This window comes from Citrobacter sp. Marseille-Q3906, assembly GCF_916618775.1.
Taxonomy (GTDB): domain Bacteria; phylum Pseudomonadota; class Gammaproteobacteria; order Enterobacterales; family Enterobacteriaceae; genus Citrobacter; species Citrobacter murliniae.
Genome location: NZ_CAKAKA010000001.1, coordinates 619,248 through 635,505 on the forward strand (window position 1 = coordinate 619,248; position 16,258 = coordinate 635,505).

The following is a 16,258-nucleotide window of genomic DNA, read 5'->3' on the forward strand; positions in this document are numbered from 1 at the left end:
TGCTCCTCACAGCATTTCAATAAACGCGGCAACGCGGGTGCTCAGCTGGCCGATATCTGCGCTGGAGTAGTCAGTTTCAATGGCGATATAAGGAATATTGTGTTGCTGGCGAATGTGGCGTTTAATCGCAAGTGATTCAACGGCATAGGTATGACAGGCTTGTAGGATAACATCGACAACGCCGTCGGCTTGATACTCTTCGACCATCTGGCTGAGCATTTTCAGACGCTGATCGTTAGGTGAGATACAGGAGCAGCCAATAGCGAGATATTTATCGGTCAGCGCATCATAGACGTCGCCGGTTTCTTCCACGCACTGTTCTGTGGCTTTAGCACCGGTGCAGTTTTCATAGCCCACCACCCAGCCGCCGTTATCTTCAATGGCGCGGACCACTTTTTCTGCCGCACCGCCAATAGGACAACCGGTGATCAGAATGCGGGGCCGTGATTCCAGGCGTTTGCCGTCCTGCCATTCCTGACGTACGCGCTCGGCCATGCTGTTCAGCTCGTCGATAAGCGCCTCTTTATCAAAACGGAAGGTCGCGCCGTACACCACTTTCAGGATGTCACTGCCGCTGAGCGCAGGCGGGTTGAGTTGGCCAACGCGGTAGAAATTCGCCAGCGCGCGACGTTCTCTGTTTTTGAGCATAATGGCTTCACGTAGCGCAGCTTCGGTAATAGGGGTACCAAAACGGGCTTCGATACCTTGTTGCAGACGCAGGATCTCAGCTTTCCATAGCGCACGAGAGGCCGCATCGTTGGCGCTGTTGGGCAGTTGCATCACATGTACCGCTTTAAATTCGGCCATGTACTCGTACATCTTCTTCTTGCCGTCGCAGGTGGTTTCGCCCACCACCAGGTCAGAAAAGTAGAAGTAGGGGCATTTGTCGGTTTTACCAAAGCCGTAGCTGCTTTTGATCAACGGACAGAGGTTACGCGGGAGGTCCTTTTCAGCTTCTTCAATGGTTTCGTCAGAGGTGGAACACAGCGAAACGACAACAGCGCCAGCAGCCATCGCGATCTCTTGCGGCATAAAGGTGCAATAGGTCCCAACGAGCGGAATTCCCTGCTCTTTAAGATCCATTACGGTAAGGAAGCCTTTCTGACGAGCGTCGGAGAATTGGTTGAAAATGGCGGGTAAATCAGTGATAAGCGACATGGTTTTCCTTCCCCGTAACACGGGAGACAGTGAAAAGACGCCGCATTATAACCTTATAGTTATTGTGTATTTATTGATCTCCCTCGCGATGTATACATTTGTCCATCTACAGTATGCGGTCATAGAATTTTCTTCAGATCCATTTCTTCCTGGATCCGTTCGCTCCAGGCAATATGGGTGCGGATCGCCTCTTCAATTCCCGCGTTGTAGAAAGCAGATCCCAGTTTTTCGATAATAAAATCAATAAAGAACTCGGCGTCGAATTGTTCAAGCTCAAGATCAAAGTGGTCGCTACAGTACGTTTCAAGCTCGCTACGCAGACGATCACGATCCGCCGGGGCCAGAGTGATTTCAGCCATTTTTTCTCCTTAAAAATTCGGCAGTGTCAGCAGGGAAGGAATTTGCGACAACAGATATAACACCAGTCCTATAGAACCGCCAACCAGCGTGCCGTTGACGCGAATAAACTGCAAATCTTTGCCGATGTTCAGCTCGATTTGCTGTGACATATCACGCGCATCCCAGCTTTTTACCGTGTCGCTGATATGGCGTGTCAGGAAGGTAGCGAACTCCGGTGCGATCTTACGCGCGGCCTGCTCAAGATGCCCATTCAGCGAAGCGCGCAAGGCGCTGTCGGCAACCAGCGTTTCACCGAACCACTGCCCGGCACTGGCGATACGCTGTTTCACGCGGGAATCGTCGGCGTTAATGTCGGTTTTCACCCACTGGCGCAGATCCGCCCACAACTCGCCGAGATAACGGTTAAAGGCTTCATCCTCTTTCAGATAGCTTTTGAGACTTTCCGCCCGGACAGCCATCTCCGGATCGTGTTTGAGCTTATCAATCAGTTTAAACGTGGCGCGATCGAAGGCATGGCGGATCTGATGCGTCCGATCGTGGCTGATGTCATCCAGCAGGGAGTTGACCGCATCAGACACCAGCTCGGCGCTGTGCTCGCCCAGCCATTCGGTCGGCAGGAGTTTCGCTTTTAGCGGGTGTTCTGTCTCCAGCCAGCGCACGATCTGCTGCGCAATAAACGCCCGTGAGCTGTCGCGCTGTAGCAGGGTGATCAACTGCGTAATCAGCGTGTCGAGCAGCTCCTGGTGGCGATTGTTTTTGGTCATGCTTTCCAGCATTAGCGCACTGGTACCGGAAAGATCAACCTTGTCGATAGCCTTGTGCACCGCGCGCTTGATCAGCCGCTGGATGCGGGAGTCGTCGGTCAGTTCGAGAAAACCACTCATAATTTGCAGCAGGTGCTGACCAATGCGCTGGGCGTTTTCCGGCTGGCTGAACCAGTTACCAATCAGCAAGGCCGGCTCATGGCGGCGGATCAACGCCACCAGCGACTGGGTATCGAGGAATTTTTCCTGCACGAACTGACCGAGGTTCTCGCCGATTCTGTCTTTGTTACGCGGGATGATCGCCGTGTGTTGCGAGATAAATGGAATCGGTACCCGACGAAAAAGTGCCACCACGGCGAACCAGTCCGCCAGTGCGCCGACCATCGCCGCTTCGGCTATCGCCTTGATTCCGAGTACCCAGAAGTTTGGCGGCAGAAACAGGGTGATGACGAACGTCGCAGCAGCGATCAGCAGCAGAGAGAGCGCCAGTCGCTTGGCGCGTTTGAGTTCAGTAATTTTATTCATAGGCTTAAGGATAGAGCCAGACGCTGGGATCGCGCAAAAAATGTGGCGTACCTCCCATTTTTAGGTGGAGATTTTACCCAGGGATCCAGTTGTCCCATGCGGGTAATGGGCCGAGTTCCGTTACCAGAAAGTCGATAAACGATCGCACCTTCGGATTACTGTACTTGCTGGGAAAATAGAGCGCGTAAAGGGCGTGGGTTTCGCAGGTGATGGTGCCATCGAGCATCAGCGGCGTTATCTCTTCTTTTTGAATATGATCGCCAATCAGATAGGTGGGTAAATACGCCACCCCTTGATCTTCTAATACCGATTTCAGCAATACCAGGCTGCTGTTGGCCTGGATTGGCATGTGCAGCTTCAACTGATGCAGACGATCCTGTTCATCTGCCACTTTTAGCACCGGCGTGAGGCCGGGGTAAACCAGACAATCATGATTCACCAGATCGCTACGGTGCTGGGGCATACCTTTTTTGGCAAGGTAGCCGGGTGATGCGCAGTACGCCCAGCGGATAGGCACCAGCTTGCGCATCGCATAGTTTTGTGGCGGTGCTGTGGAGATGCGCAGGGCGATGTCGAAATCTGTTTCGTTCAGATTGACAAAGTTATCGTTGAGATCGATATACAGATTCACATCCGGGAACTGGGAGCGATATTTATCCACCAGGTTTACCAGTCGTGAATAACCAAAAGCGATCGAACAGGTTATACGTAATTCACCCTGCGGACTGTGGTAATAGCCGGAGGTCGTGTTCAGCGTTTCATCAAACTCTTTCAATAACTTATTCGCGCGGTTAAATAAATATTGCCCTGCATCGGTCAGAGTAATACTGCGGGTGGTACGTTTAATTAATGTCGTACCCAGCGTGTCCTCCATGGCAGTCAGGCTTTTACTTACCGCTGAAGGCGATACGTTGAGTTGCGCGGCGGCTTCAGATAATCCTCCGCAGTCGACGATTTTGACGAAAAACTCCAGATGCTTGAGTGAAATCGGCGTACTCATTGTTTCCTTAAATTCACAAGTGATTTGCATAAACGGTACGAATAGGCCGTTACATTCGCGTTTTAAACATGCAACTATTGAATCACAGGAAACAACTTGCTGGCAAAATGAAAAAATAACAACTTAAGTGAGTTGCATCACAAATATAAGGAGGCGGAGCGAAAACTCATCAAAATGTGAATTTAATCTCATTTAATATTTTATAATTTTAAAGGTACCCATTATGTGGTCACGACTCGAACCCTACAAATCATCGATTATTTTATTAATTGCTCTGGTTATTGGTGGCTTATTAGGTATTTATGCCCCGACGTTTGCAAGTAAACTCCAACCAATAGGTCAGATATTTTTAAACCTGTTATTTATGATTATTGTGCCGCTGGTGGGTATCAGCGTCATGTCCTCCATCGCCAGTATGACCGACCTGAAAAGGCTGGGACGTATTATGGCGATTATCTTTATTGTCTCGATCGCAATGGCCTTTATTCCGGCTGCCGGAATTGTGGCGCTGGCGCTATGGTATAACCCGGCACAGGGCGTCACTATCGATCTTTCGCAGTCTGTACAGGCGGGCAGCGGCAAGATGGATTTTGTCAGTATGATCACCACCAGTGACTTTATCGGACTGTTCTCTAAGTCCAATATTCTGGCGCTGATCGTGATGGCGATTATCGCCGGAGTGGCGATAGGACAATCTGAACAGGCGGGTAAGCGTATTGCGTCGCTGCTGGAAGATGCCAACACCGTCATCATGAAGATCGTTTCAATCATTATGAAAGTGGCGCCGATTGGTCTTGGCTGCTATTTCGCCGCCACGATGGCCAGCCAGGACTCTGGTCTACTGTTAACCTTTGCCCGCGCCATTGGTCTGTTTATGGTTGCCACGCTGGTCTACTTCGTTTTGGGTTCTATTCTCTATTCGTATATTGGCGGCGGTATTCCGGCGGTTAAAGCCTTCTGGCGTAATGCGATTGAACCGTCAGCCACGGCGTTAGGGACGTGTTCTTCACTGGGCACACTCCCTGTGACACTACGTGCGGGTAAGGCGATGGGAATTAACCCGGAAATCGTTGATGTCTCTATTCCGCTACTGGTCAACCTGAATAAAGGCGGCGTGGCGATGATTGCCGCACTGAAAATCGTCTTTATCTATTCGGTGCTGGGCATGGAGTTCACCACTGAGACATTCTTCCTGACGATGCTGATTGCCGTTCTCTCCGCCATTATTGTCGGCGGTGTACCAGGTGGGGCGTTTTTAGGCGAGATTTTTATCGTGACGACGCTGGGCTTGCCGATGGAAGCCATCCCGATGCTGGTGGTGCTGGGCACGATTACCGATGCTCCGGCCACGCTGATTAACGTGATCCATGATTTGAATGCGGCACAGATTGTTGAGCGGTTCGCTGGAAAAAAGCAGACCAATACTGAAATAAACTCTACTGCTGCGGTGGTATAGGTTTTCACACGGATTTAGAACAGGAGAAGTTATGAAAGACGCAATCAAGCTTGAAACGCAACTGGTCGTTGCTGGTCGCGACAAACGTTACACCCAGGGAGCGGTGAATCCGGTGATCCAGCGCGCCTCTTCGCTGGTGTTCGATACCGTGAAGGACAAAAAATTTGCCACCGCCAATCGTGCGAATGGCGAACTGTTCTACGGTCGTCGCGGAACTTACACACACTTCGCATTCCAGAAGGCAATGAGCGACCTGGAAGGCGGTGCGGGTTGTGCGCTGTACCCGTGCGGTGCTGCGGCGGTCACCAATGCGATTCTGGCGTTTGTCCAAAGCGGCGATCATATCCTGATGACCGGAGCGGCCTATGAACCCACTCAGGATTTCTGTAATAAGATCCTGAGTAAATTCAATGTGGAAACCACTTATTACGATCCGCTAATTGGTGCAGGCATTGTCGATCTTCTGCGCCCTGAGACGAAAGTGGTGTTCCTGGAATCCCCCAGTTCAATCACTATGGAAGTCCAGGACGTGCCGGGAATGGTGAAGGCGATCCGCGCGGTGAACCCAGAGATCGTCATCATGATCGACAACACCTGGGCGGCGGGAGTGCTGTTTAAAGCGCTGGACTTCGGCGTGGATATTTCCATTCAGGCTGGCACGAAGTACACCATTGGCCATTCGGACGGCATGCTGGGGACGGCGGTGTCGAACGCCCGCTGTTGGGATCGTTTGCGTGAAAACTCCTATCTGATGGGGCAAACGCTGGATGCCGATACAGCTTACAACGGTAGCCGCGGATTACGTACGCTGGCTGTACGTCTTAAACAGCACCAGGAGAGCAGCATCCATATTGCGCGTTGGCTGTCGGCGAGACCTGAAGTGGCGCGGGTGAATCATCCGGCGTTACCGGAATGCCCCGGTCATGAGTATTTTCAGCGTGATTTTGCCGGTAGCTCAGGCCTGTTCTCGTTTGTCCTGAAAAAGAGACTGACCGACGAACAGATGGCGAATTTTCTCGATAATTTTTCTTTGTTCCATATGGCCTATTCGTGGGGGGGATTCGAATCACTCATTCTGGCCAACCAGCCGGAAGAGCTGAACAGCATTCGCCCAGCCGGGGATGTCGATTTCAGCGGAACGCTGGTCAGGGTGCATATCGGCCTGGAAGATGTTGGCGATCTGATTGCTGATCTGGAAGCGGGGTTTGCACGAATCGCGTAACGTAAAGTGATAAATGTAGACGCTTATCCGGCCTGCTGTGGCTACACAGGCCGGATAAAGTGCTTGTTTTGCGGGGTTGCATAGAAGTTGTGGTCGACAATACCAATCAAAATACATCATTTAAAATCAAATTAGATCATTTTTTGTCAAAATTAATCTTTGTCACAATTTTCATCATCTCATACGGGTAGCATTGATCAGGATCCTCAATGTTATTATTTTACGTAAGGGATGGTTATATTATGAATCTTAATGATTTTTTTATAAGAACAGCGCCGGAACGTCGTCATTATGGTGTCGCGTTACTGGTTGGTATCGTTTCCGGGATTCTCTCTGCATTTGTTAAGTGGGGGGCTGAAGTCCCACTTCCTCCCAGAACGTTTTCTTTGGGACGTAATGAATTTAATCCGCCGTATCTTTTCCTGAGAGACTATCTGGGGATTGATCCGACGCAGACGGTTTACACTTTTTCAGAACACGTGATTAATCCGGTGATGGTAACGCACATCATTTTTTCCTTAGTCTTTGCCGTGGGTTACTGTGTCGCTGCTGAAATTTTTCCGAAAGTAAAACTTTGGCAAGGTGTATTAGCGGGGTTGATCGTGACAGTGGCTGTTCATGGTATCTTCATCCCGGCATTTCATCTTTCACCACCGTTGTCCCAACTACCATTCGATGAATATGTTTCTGAAATAGTGGGGCACATTTTTTGGTTTTGGGTGATTGAAATGATTCGCCGTGACCTGAGAAATCGGATCACGCATGAACCGGATGCTGAAGTCCCGTTACATTTAGCCAGATGATCAAAAGTAGATGCACTATTTATGGCTTGTTATGGCTTGCCCCCGACCTGCAAACACGAATATTAGTGTTCAGGTACCGGGGGCAGCTTATAGAAGTTTAGTTTTCGGTGACTAACGCTGTTGCCTCATGCTGACGCACTCGCTTCAATAATCCGGCCAGCGTGAACACCACGGCAATACCCGCCACGACCGCCAACAGGTGAAACGAAAGCCTGCCGCCGTTAAACCACAGCCAGCGTCCGACTTCGACCGAAACTGCCATCACTGTCAGGATCACCATGTTTAGCGACGCGGAGACCGTACCCTTCGGCAAGTTGTTAGAAAACAACGTAAAACGGAATAGCGTTGGGAAGATCATCCCGATGCCAAATGCATACAGACTGGTCCCCAGCACCGACCACAGCCACACATGCGGCCACAGCAAATTACCGCCAATCAGTACCGCCAGTCCGCTCAGTTGAATGGGCGCAGCACGCCAGATAAAGCGCGGCTTCGTTGGATCCTTCACAAAACGCACGACCACCATATTGGCGACGATCACGGCACCAAATACCGGAGCCTGCGCCCAGGCAAACTGCGATGTGGTCATGCCGCCGGCATCAATCAGGATCACTGGCGAAACCGCTACCCAGCTCATCATCGGGATATAACTCAGCGAAAGTGTGGCTGCGCCAAAGAGGAACACCCGGTTGCGAAAAACGTCGCGGAAATCACGCAGTACGCTGCGCGCACTGAACGGCACCGAGCCGCGCTGGACAGTTTCCGGCATCGCTAACGCTAACCCAATCAGGGCGATAAGCCCCATAGCGGCGATAATGGCAAACAGGATCTTCCAGTGTACAAAGTGCATCAGCGCCGCCCCGGAGAGTGGGCCGATAACCGGCGCAACCAGCACAATGGAGGTGATTATCGCCATCAGTTTAATGGCCTTAGTTTGACCAAATGCCTCCTGCACCGTGACATAACCTACCGTGGCGATAAAGCAGATGCTGGTGCCCTGAATAAAACGCGCGATCAGAAATTGCGTCATTGAGGTGGTGAACAACGTGGCCGCACAGGCAAGAGTAAAGATTAATGCTCCTGCAATCAGTACCGGTCGGCGGCCAATTCGGTCGGAAAGCGGACCTAACAGCCACTGCAACGCCATACCTCCCGCCAGATACAGACTGACCGCAGCCGGTGCCAGGCTGACATCGGCGTTAAAATCCCGTACTACATTAATGATGCCGGGCTGGATCAGGTCCGTCGACAAATAGGCGGCGAAGTCATATAAGATCAGCGCGATGGGGAAGAATAGCGTTGTGGCGCGTTGGGCGAAAAACGCGAAAATCCGTTGCATAAAAACAGCTCCTTGTCGGGAGAATACCCTCAACGGGAATAGCGAAATTCAATACCGTCTTTTGAGACGTCAGGCTGGTGACAGAAAAAACAGACTGCAGATGTACTGAATTTCATGTAATCAAAAACGCTGTCTGCGCGAAGCACAAACAGGACATACGCATCTCTGATGAGGTCAGAAAGCGTAACGATTACAGGTAACAATCAGCACATCACACCTCGGGAAGAGAATTAAGTTGAACGGAAAATAGTCAAACCGCAGTGTAATGCGAATTGGATGATAATTAAACGAGTTTATAGGGTTAATCTGAAGAAAATCACCATGCTTAACTGAGCGTGAGGCTGTGTAAAAACCGCAGTGCGATCGCGCTGCCGAAGATGATCAACACGCCTCCAGCGATGCGCTCGATCCACAGGATCCCTCTGGTTAACCGTTTCTGGATCTGCGGCAAACCGATGAACATCACGATCAACAGATCCCAGACCAGCACTACGCTCGTCATCCAGATACCGCTAACGGTTTGTTGTAGCAACGTCACCGACGGGCCGAGCAGGGCGGTCATCAGCGCCAGATAGAACAGCGCATTTTTGGGGTTGAGCAGTGATGAACCCAGTCCCAGCAGCAGTTGTTTGCCAAATCCAGGGCGATTGAGGCGGGCATCTGCTCCAGCCACGATTTGCGGACGACTGCGGATTAGCAGGCTACCAATCCACAATAAATAGAGCGCACCCAGTAATTCAATGGCTGTAAACAGCAGAGGGATCTGTCGCAGGATCCCCCAGCCGATAATTGCCAGCAGGATATACAACCCATTGCCGATGGCGATGCCCACGCACAGCCCGGCGCTACCACGCAGCCGATAACGTACAGCGTAGGCGATCAGTAAAAAGAAATCCGGCCCGGGACTGAGCAACGCCATAAAATGCGCCAGCGCCAGTGCGGGAAAAGCGGAGGGGAAGAGTGCAGAAAGCCGTTCCATAGTGACCTCAGAATGTGAATCTGCGATCACCCTACGCCTGACATAACGTTAATTATTGTCTGATATTGATCGTCCCAACGCGTACTGACGCGGCGTGGCTGCGGTGTAACGAACAAAGGTGCGATGGAAATGGCTCTGGTCGGCAAACCCGCTCTGGTAGCTGACATCGGCAATATCATCCCCGGCGCGCAACCGCCCGCGGGCATAGTTAATCCGCACAATATTCAGGTAGCTTCCCGGCGTCAGCCCGGTATCTTGTTTGAAAGTACGGATCAGCGTTTCTTTACGCATGCTGCATTCATTGGCCAGTTCATCAAGCGAGGGTGGCGCCAACAGGCTGGACTGCAACCGCTCACGCAGATACTGACTGGTGACGCTTAGGTTAGTTGGTTTTCTCGACAGCAACGGCAGTGAACGCAGCAGCACAACTGCTGCATCGGTTATTTGCGCCGTCCGCTGTTGGCGCATTAACGCCACAAGATGCACATAGCACTGAAATAACGGTGGGTCATGGATCACGGGTGTGGGCGAGTAAAATTGCGGGTTACAGTTCAATGCTGAAAGATGAGAGCGACACCACTGCGCATCAAGATAGAGCATATGGTAACTGCGAAACTGCCCGCTGACAGGGTTGCAGCTGTGAGGCACCAGAGGCGGGATCACGATGAGATCGCCTACGCTCAGGCGGTATTCCTTGCCATCACATATGCAGCATGTCTCTCCTTCAAGAATCGCCCCAATCGAAAGCTGGGGATGGTGGTGACGCTTATAGGCCTGCTGACTGCACCAGGTGCTGCGCAGCTCCAGCCACGGAAGCTGTTCATCACGCCAGAATGACTGTGGAATATCGCGGGTATGCGTCACATCGTGTCCTCCATGAAAGTGATGGTTTGTTATAGCACAGGCCGCATGGTGAAAAAGTGGTGTTGTGTATCGACATGGTGCTTTTACGTAATGCATTCCAGAGAAATGCGAACGTTGCAGAGAGACGAATTTATCTCTGAAAATGCCTCGCAAAGGTAAAAAGTAGGAGGTGAGGGCGTGGTTTACCGGCGCTACAGTCACGACATCTTACTTTCAGGTGACGGATTGCTATGAATAAAGCGCCAGCCTCCACACCGCATGATGCAGTTTTTAAGACGTTTTTACGTCACCCTGAGACCGCGCGGGATTTTCTGCAGATTCATCTTCCTGCTTCGCTTCGTGAAATTTGCGATCTTCAGACGCTGAATCTCGAGTCTGACAGTTTTATTGAAGAGGATTTACGTGCGTATTATTCCGATGTGTTGTGGTCTGTGAAAACGACGGAAGGGGATGGATATATTTATGTGGTGATTGAACACCAGAGCACACCGGATGCGCATATGGCGTTCAGGTTGATGCGCTATGCGATAGCAGCCATGCAGAAACATTTAGATGCCGGACATAAGCAACTGCCTTTGGTGGTGCCGATGCTGTTTTATCACGGTGCCAAAAGCCCGTATCCCTGGTCGCTGTGCTGGCTGGATGAGTTTGCTAACCCAGGGCTGGCGCGCCAGCTGTATGCTGCAGCGTTTCCGCTGGTAGATATTACGGTTATCCCTGACGATGAAATTGTGCAGCATCGACGTATGGCATTGCTCGAGCTAATCCAGAAACATATCCGTCAGCGCGATCTTATGGGATTGGTTGAACAAATTGTTTCTCTGCTCGTTACCGGGTCCACTAATGACAGCCAGATTAAGACACTGTTTAATTATATTTTGTGCACCGGCGATGCACCTCGCTTCAATGAGTTTATCCGTGAGGTTGCCGAACGTTCACCGCAACATAAGGAGAATTTGATGACGATTGCAGAAAGGCTGCATGAAGCAGGATTACAAAAAGGCAGGCTGGAAGGTCGAGAGGAAGGGCTACAAGAAGGACTTATCGAAGGTCAACGCGCTGAAGCACGGCGTATTGCTCGCACCATGCTGGCAGACGGTATTGAGATCAGTACGGTACAAAAAATTACCCGGCTTCCCACTGATGAACTTTATAACCTGAGCCATTAGGTATTACGGGAATGGCGTACTCTCCAGCCTGGTGAACTTACGCTACCGGGCATTCAATTTATTCTATCGCCACCTTTACCGCTTCGCCGAGCTTCTGCATCACTTCCCGATGCCTCTCGTTTGGCGGTAACGCGCAGTTAATGCGTACACAGTTGCGATACTTCCCTGAGGCAGAGAATAGCGATCCCGGTGCGACCTGTATTTTCAGCCGACAGAGTTGTTTGGCGACACAGACCATATCGACCTGCAGCGGTAACTCGACCCACAGCATAAAGCCGCCTTTGGGGCGGGTGACGCAGATCCCACAGGGGAAATATTCCCGTACCCAGCAGGTGTAGATCTCCATATTACGCTGATAGATCTGGCGCATACGCCGGACATGGCGATGATAGTGGCCGTCGCGCACAAAGGTTGCCGCTGCCAACTGCGTGGCAGGAACGTTGGTGCCGATAACGGCGTATTTTTTATGCAGAAGTTTGTCATGGTAGCGGCCAGGAACAACCCAACCCACGCGCAGGCCCGGCGCTACGGATTTGGTAAACGAACTGCACAACAGTACCCGACCGTCGATATCCCAGGAGTGGATGGTGCGCGGGCGCGGGTATTCTGTTGCCAGCTCGCCATACACATCGTCTTCAAAAATAACAATATCGTGGCGCTGAGCGAGGGCGAGGACCGCCCGCTTACGCGCATCCGGCATAATAAACCCGAGCGGATTATTGCAATTAGGGACCAGAATCACCCCTTTAATGGGCCACTGATCCAGCGCCAGTTCCAACGCCTCAACACTGATGCCGGTATCCGGATCGGTTGGGATCTCAATAACCTTAATCCCTAAACCGCGCAGTAGTTGCATCGTACCGTAGTAGGCGGGCGATTCTACGGCGACGATATCTCCTGGCTGGCAGACCGTCAGTAGCGCCAGCGACATTCCGCTCTGGCTGCCGCTGGTGATTACGATATCATCCGCAGCCACTACCGAGCCGCTGTCCAGCATCAGACGGGCAATCTGATTACGCAGTTCGCGGCATCCAGCCAGTTCGTCGTAGCCCAGCACCGCTCCTAAATTGTGCTGCACTACGCGGCTTAATTCGCGCCAGAGTGGTTTCAGGCTGGGTTGATTGATATCGGGGACGCCGCTACTGAAAGGAATTATCGATTTGTCTGCATGACCTGCCAACATGTCCAGCACCTGATCCCACTGGGTTATCTCCACCGGACGCTGGACCGGGCGCGACATCAGTGGTACGGGCGGCTGCGCTTTTTGCGGCGCGACAAAGTAACCGGAACGCGGCTGCGGGGTGATCAACTGCCGCTGTTCCAGCATCTGATACGCCTGCTGGACGGTACTGATACTCACCCCGTGTTCCTGGCTCAGGCTGCGCACCGACGGCAGTTTTTCACCATGGCGATACAGCCCCTGCTCAATGCGTTCGGCCAGTAGTGTGGCCAGATGTTGGTAACGGGTCATGCTGTATCCCTCATTGTTGCCATACAGATGGATAAACCAATACAGAACGATGGAAAAAACCGTATGCAGATACTGTTTTAATCAATCTGTATGTTAAATAAAAGTACTTTTTGAATCTGTATTGTCTGGCAGTAAATCCGCGAAGATAAGCCTCTGGCAAGGCGGGGAGGCAAAGTATGGAATTTCACGAGAATAAAGCAAAACAGCCGTTTATTGGTTTGGTGCAGATCTGGCAGGCGATAAAACGCTGGCATCTGCGGGCGCAAACGCGGCGTATATTGCAGCAGATGAGCGACGAGCGGCTGCGGGATGTCGGGCTGCGACGCGATCAGGTGGAATGATTTTTCTTCCGATGACAAAGGCCGGTGGTTATCGCCCTGGCCTTTTTTATATTCACGATATTTATCAATTCATGCTTCTGGTTAGTTCGTTTCTTGATACTTACCATGATAAGTATTATTTTCTTTTCAGCGATGAGGGGAAAATAAGATGACTGAAGATGAATTGTTTGCCCGCCGACCGATGGGGATGCGCATGGCAATGGTGGTGCGCCAGTGGCGGGCCATTATTGATGCTGCCATCACTGATACCGGCCTGACGCAGTCAAGCTGGACGGTACTGATGCAGTTGTATCAACTGGGAGACAACGTTTCGGTCAGTGAACTGGCACAAATGCAGGGCATTGAACTGCCGCCGCTGATGCGCACCCTCTCGCAGCTGGAAAAGCAGGGGTATCTGCTGCGTTCCACATCGCCTTATGACAAACGCATCCGCCTGCTAACGCTGACCGCGCAAGGCCGCTTAAGGCTTGAAGAACTTAACCGGGTGATTGAGAGATACCAACATCGCGTCACCTGCACCATTCCTGAAGCGGAGCTTGCCTCTTTCAGCGCGACCTTAAATCAACTCGCCTGCAATTTGCGGACAATCCGCGAAGAAGACAATCAACACTAAAAAACTATGATGACCCCAGAACAAAAATTTGCCCGTTGGGTAAGGGTGAGTATTGCCGCTTTCCTGGTAGTATTCGCCTGGTTTATCGTTGCCGATATCTGGATCCCGTTGACGCCGGACTCCACGGTGATGCGCGTGGTAACGCCCGTTTCCTCACGCGTATCCGGATACGTCTCGCAGGTGCATGTACACAATAATAGCCAGGTGAAGAAGGGCGATTTGCTGTACGAACTGGATCCGACGCCGTTTTTCAATAAGGTCGAGGCCGCGCAAATCGCCCTTGAGCAGGCGAAGCTGAGCAACCAACAGCTGGATGCGCAGATCTCCTCTGCCCGTGCCAACCTGCGCACCGCGCAATTCAACGCCCGCAACGATAAGACCACCTTTGACCGCTATCAGCGCCTGAGTGCCATGCAGAACGTGTCGCAATCCGATCTCGACAAGGTGCGCACCGCCTGGCAAACCAGCGAGCAGTCGGTGGCGGCACTTAATGCCAGTATTCAGAACCTGCTGATTCAGCGCGGTGAGCGCGATGATAAGCGTAACGTGACGTTGCAAAAATACCGTAACGCACTGGAAGAGGCGCAACTGAACCTCGGTTGGAGCAAAGTGTATGCACAGACCAACGGCACGGTGAGCAATCTTCAGCTTAGCCCTGGACTTTACGCGACCGCCGCCACGCCGCTGCTGGCGCTGGTCAGCCATCAGACTGATATCGTGGCTGATTTTCGCGAGAAAAGCCTGCGCCACACTCGGGTAGATACCGATGCCGCCGTGGTGTTCGACGCTATGCCGGGCAAGGTTTTCTCTGCCCGTGTCACCAGCAGTGATGCCGGTATTCTGGCGGGTCAGGAGCAGGTTAACGGCCAGTTGTCGCAACCGGAACAGTCTACCCGTTGGGTGCGCGATGCCCAGCGTATGCGCATTCACGTAGCGCTGAACGAACCGCTCGACACGCCGTTACCGACCGGGGCGCGCGCCACGGTACAGCTGTATAACAGCGAGGGGATGTTCGCCCGCACCTTTGCCGGGGCGCAGATCCATCTCGTTAGCTGGCTGCATTATGTCTATTAACACTCTGGCCCACGTCTTTACGCCGCACGGGAACATTGTCTACACCGCCAATGATTTTCGCCAGACCCTGCGTATTTCCGTTGCCGGGACGATAGCGCTGAGTATATCGACCTTCTACAACGTGCAGTACGGCGTGTTTTTTGTGGTTTATCCGCTGATGCTGCTGTCGCTGGTGCCGGTGTTCAACCGCCATGTGGCAAAACAGTTCGTGTTCAGCGCAGCGGTGAACTGTGTTGAAATGGTGCTAATCGTCGGCTATCTCTCACAGTGGCCGCTGATTATGACGCTAGTGGTGTTCGGCTTGTACGTGATGCGTTTTCGCTTTATGAGCAAAGGGCCGCTGTTTCTGCTCGGCTCGATGGGCGTGGTGTGTCAGAGCACGATGCTCAACTTTATGAGCTATCCCACCACCAACTGGCATACGCTGATGTTCTCCAATATGGAGGCCTGCGTAATGGCGGTGGCGCTGAGCGCGCTGCTGAATTATCTGATCCCGGATGTGGAGGCGCGCCAGCCACCGCCGCGCATTGAGAAAGATGCTGCCCGGGTCCGCCATGAGTCGCTGCTTTCCGGTACGGTGGCGACGATGATTTTTGTCATCTTCCAGATCTGTGATTTGAGTGATTCGCTGTCGGCACTGATGGCGGGCATTTTGATCCTGTTTCCGATGCACTACCGCGGCGCGGTGATCAGTTCTCTCTGGCGCGTGGTCGGTGTGGTGCTGGCCTGCCTGTATATTCTGCTGGTGCAGTTGCTTATTTATGATTTCAGCAACCATATGGTGTTGATGATGCCGCTGATTGGCCTCGGGCTGGCGTTCAGCGCCCGCCTGCACGTAATGGAAAAAGTCGGCGCAGGCGTGGGTTTTGCCAGTATCACCACCATCGGCATTATGTTTGGCCAGAATCTGCACCCGGATCAGGACCTGGTATTCAGCGATCTGTACCGCATCACCTCCGTCACCGTCGCGCTGGTGGCAACGCTGACGATGGTATTTCTGGTGCACCGGGTTTTGAACTGCTTTGCCGCGACGCGGTTTGTGATTACCGAGTGAGTGGGGAGTGAGTGCCGGATGGCGGCTGCGCCTTATCCGGCCTACGGGAAAGTGCTATTTGTAGGC

16 protein-coding genes are annotated in these 16,258 nt (G+C 52.1%); 8 read left to right on the plus strand and 8 right to left on the minus strand.

Annotation, left to right across the window (positions count from 1 at the left end; translation table 11 throughout):
• Positions 1–6: 6 nt before the first annotated feature.
• The 4 genes from LG384_RS02885 to LG384_RS02900 form a co-directional block, all read right to left on the minus strand.
• Entirely contained in the window at positions 7–1,158 is a 1,152-nt protein-coding gene (locus tag LG384_RS02885; RefSeq protein WP_225760428.1) for a double-cubane-cluster-containing anaerobic reductase, read from the minus strand.
• A 119-nt stretch (positions 1,159–1,277) separates the two neighbouring features.
• Positions 1,278–1,517: a DUF2164 domain-containing protein gene (locus LG384_RS02890; RefSeq protein ID WP_045439361.1), complete on the minus strand. Its 240-nt coding sequence runs from the start codon at positions 1,515–1,517 to the stop codon at positions 1,278–1,280.
• A gap of 9 nt (positions 1,518–1,526) precedes the next feature.
• Positions 1,527–2,807 carry a DUF445 domain-containing protein gene (locus tag LG384_RS02895; RefSeq protein ID WP_045439364.1) on the minus strand — a complete coding sequence of 427 codons (1,281 nt, stop codon included), beginning with the start codon at positions 2,805–2,807 and terminating at the stop codon, positions 1,527–1,529.
• A 73-nt stretch (positions 2,808–2,880) separates the two neighbouring features.
• The gene (locus LG384_RS02900) at positions 2,881–3,807 is read right to left on the minus strand and encodes a LysR family transcriptional regulator (RefSeq protein WP_045439367.1); all 927 of its coding nucleotides are present in this window, start codon (positions 3,805–3,807) and stop codon (positions 2,881–2,883) included.
• Between the two features lie 223 nt (positions 3,808–4,030).
• On the opposite strand from LG384_RS02900, the gene LG384_RS02905 reads away from it, so the two are divergent.
• From LG384_RS02905 to LG384_RS02915, 3 genes are all read left to right on the plus strand, one after another.
• Positions 4,031–5,263: a dicarboxylate/amino acid:cation symporter gene (locus LG384_RS02905; RefSeq protein WP_045439370.1), complete on the plus strand. Its 1,233-nt coding sequence runs from the start codon at positions 4,031–4,033 to the stop codon at positions 5,261–5,263.
• A 31-nt stretch (positions 5,264–5,294) separates the two neighbouring features.
• Positions 5,295–6,485, plus strand: a complete 1,191-nt coding sequence (metC, locus tag LG384_RS02910) for a cystathionine beta-lyase (protein WP_045439378.1) — start codon at positions 5,295–5,297, stop codon at positions 6,483–6,485.
• Positions 6,486–6,727: 242 nt separating this feature from the next.
• The gene (locus tag LG384_RS02915; RefSeq protein ID WP_045449427.1) at positions 6,728–7,288 is read left to right on the plus strand and encodes a DUF1440 domain-containing protein; all 561 of its coding nucleotides are present in this window, start codon (positions 6,728–6,730) and stop codon (positions 7,286–7,288) included.
• A 97-nt stretch (positions 7,289–7,385) separates the two neighbouring features.
• On the opposite strand, the gene mdtM is transcribed toward LG384_RS02915, so the two are convergent.
• The 3 genes from mdtM to LG384_RS02930 form a co-directional block, all read right to left on the minus strand.
• Positions 7,386–8,627 (minus strand): multidrug efflux MFS transporter MdtM, encoded by a 1,242-nt coding sequence (gene mdtM / locus LG384_RS02920; protein ID WP_045439381.1) that lies wholly within the window; start codon positions 8,625–8,627, stop codon positions 7,386–7,388.
• 325 nt (positions 8,628–8,952) lie between these two features.
• Positions 8,953–9,606 carry a LysE family translocator gene (locus LG384_RS02925; RefSeq protein WP_045439384.1) on the minus strand — a complete coding sequence of 218 codons (654 nt, stop codon included), beginning with the start codon at positions 9,604–9,606 and terminating at the stop codon, positions 8,953–8,955.
• 48 nt (positions 9,607–9,654) lie between these two features.
• The gene (locus tag LG384_RS02930; RefSeq protein WP_045439387.1) at positions 9,655–10,470 is read right to left on the minus strand and encodes an AraC family transcriptional regulator; all 816 of its coding nucleotides are present in this window, start codon (positions 10,468–10,470) and stop codon (positions 9,655–9,657) included.
• A 230-nt stretch (positions 10,471–10,700) separates the two neighbouring features.
• On the opposite strand from LG384_RS02930, the gene LG384_RS02935 reads away from it, so the two are divergent.
• Positions 10,701–11,639 carry an Rpn family recombination-promoting nuclease/putative transposase gene (locus LG384_RS02935; RefSeq protein ID WP_048222155.1) on the plus strand — a complete coding sequence of 313 codons (939 nt, stop codon included), beginning with the start codon at positions 10,701–10,703 and terminating at the stop codon, positions 11,637–11,639.
• A gap of 58 nt (positions 11,640–11,697) precedes the next feature.
• On the opposite strand, the gene LG384_RS02940 is transcribed toward LG384_RS02935, so the two are convergent.
• Positions 11,698–13,110: a PLP-dependent aminotransferase family protein gene (locus LG384_RS02940; protein ID WP_225760429.1), complete on the minus strand. Its 1,413-nt coding sequence runs from the start codon at positions 13,108–13,110 to the stop codon at positions 11,698–11,700.
• A gap of 176 nt (positions 13,111–13,286) precedes the next feature.
• Here LG384_RS02940 and LG384_RS02945 point away from each other — a divergent pair, with 176 nt between their 5' ends.
• The 4 genes from LG384_RS02945 (at position 13,287) to LG384_RS02960 (ending at position 16,192) form a co-directional block, all read left to right on the plus strand.
• A complete protein-coding gene (locus LG384_RS02945; protein WP_071828888.1) occupies positions 13,287–13,451 on the plus strand; it encodes a DUF1127 domain-containing protein in 165 nt (54 codons plus the stop codon).
• 148 nt (positions 13,452–13,599) lie between these two features.
• Positions 13,600–14,064, plus strand: coding sequence for a MarR family winged helix-turn-helix transcriptional regulator (locus LG384_RS02950; RefSeq protein ID WP_225760430.1), 465 nt, complete (start codon positions 13,600–13,602; stop codon positions 14,062–14,064).
• Positions 14,065–14,070: 6 nt separating this feature from the next.
• The gene (locus LG384_RS02955; protein WP_225760431.1) at positions 14,071–15,138 is read left to right on the plus strand and encodes an HlyD family secretion protein; all 1,068 of its coding nucleotides are present in this window, start codon (positions 14,071–14,073) and stop codon (positions 15,136–15,138) included.
• Positions 15,128–16,192: a DUF2955 domain-containing protein gene (locus LG384_RS02960; protein WP_225760432.1), complete on the plus strand. Its 1,065-nt coding sequence runs from the start codon at positions 15,128–15,130 to the stop codon at positions 16,190–16,192. The genes LG384_RS02955 and LG384_RS02960 overlap by 11 nt, the downstream gene beginning before the upstream one ends.
• Positions 16,193–16,258: the final 66 nt, after the last annotated feature.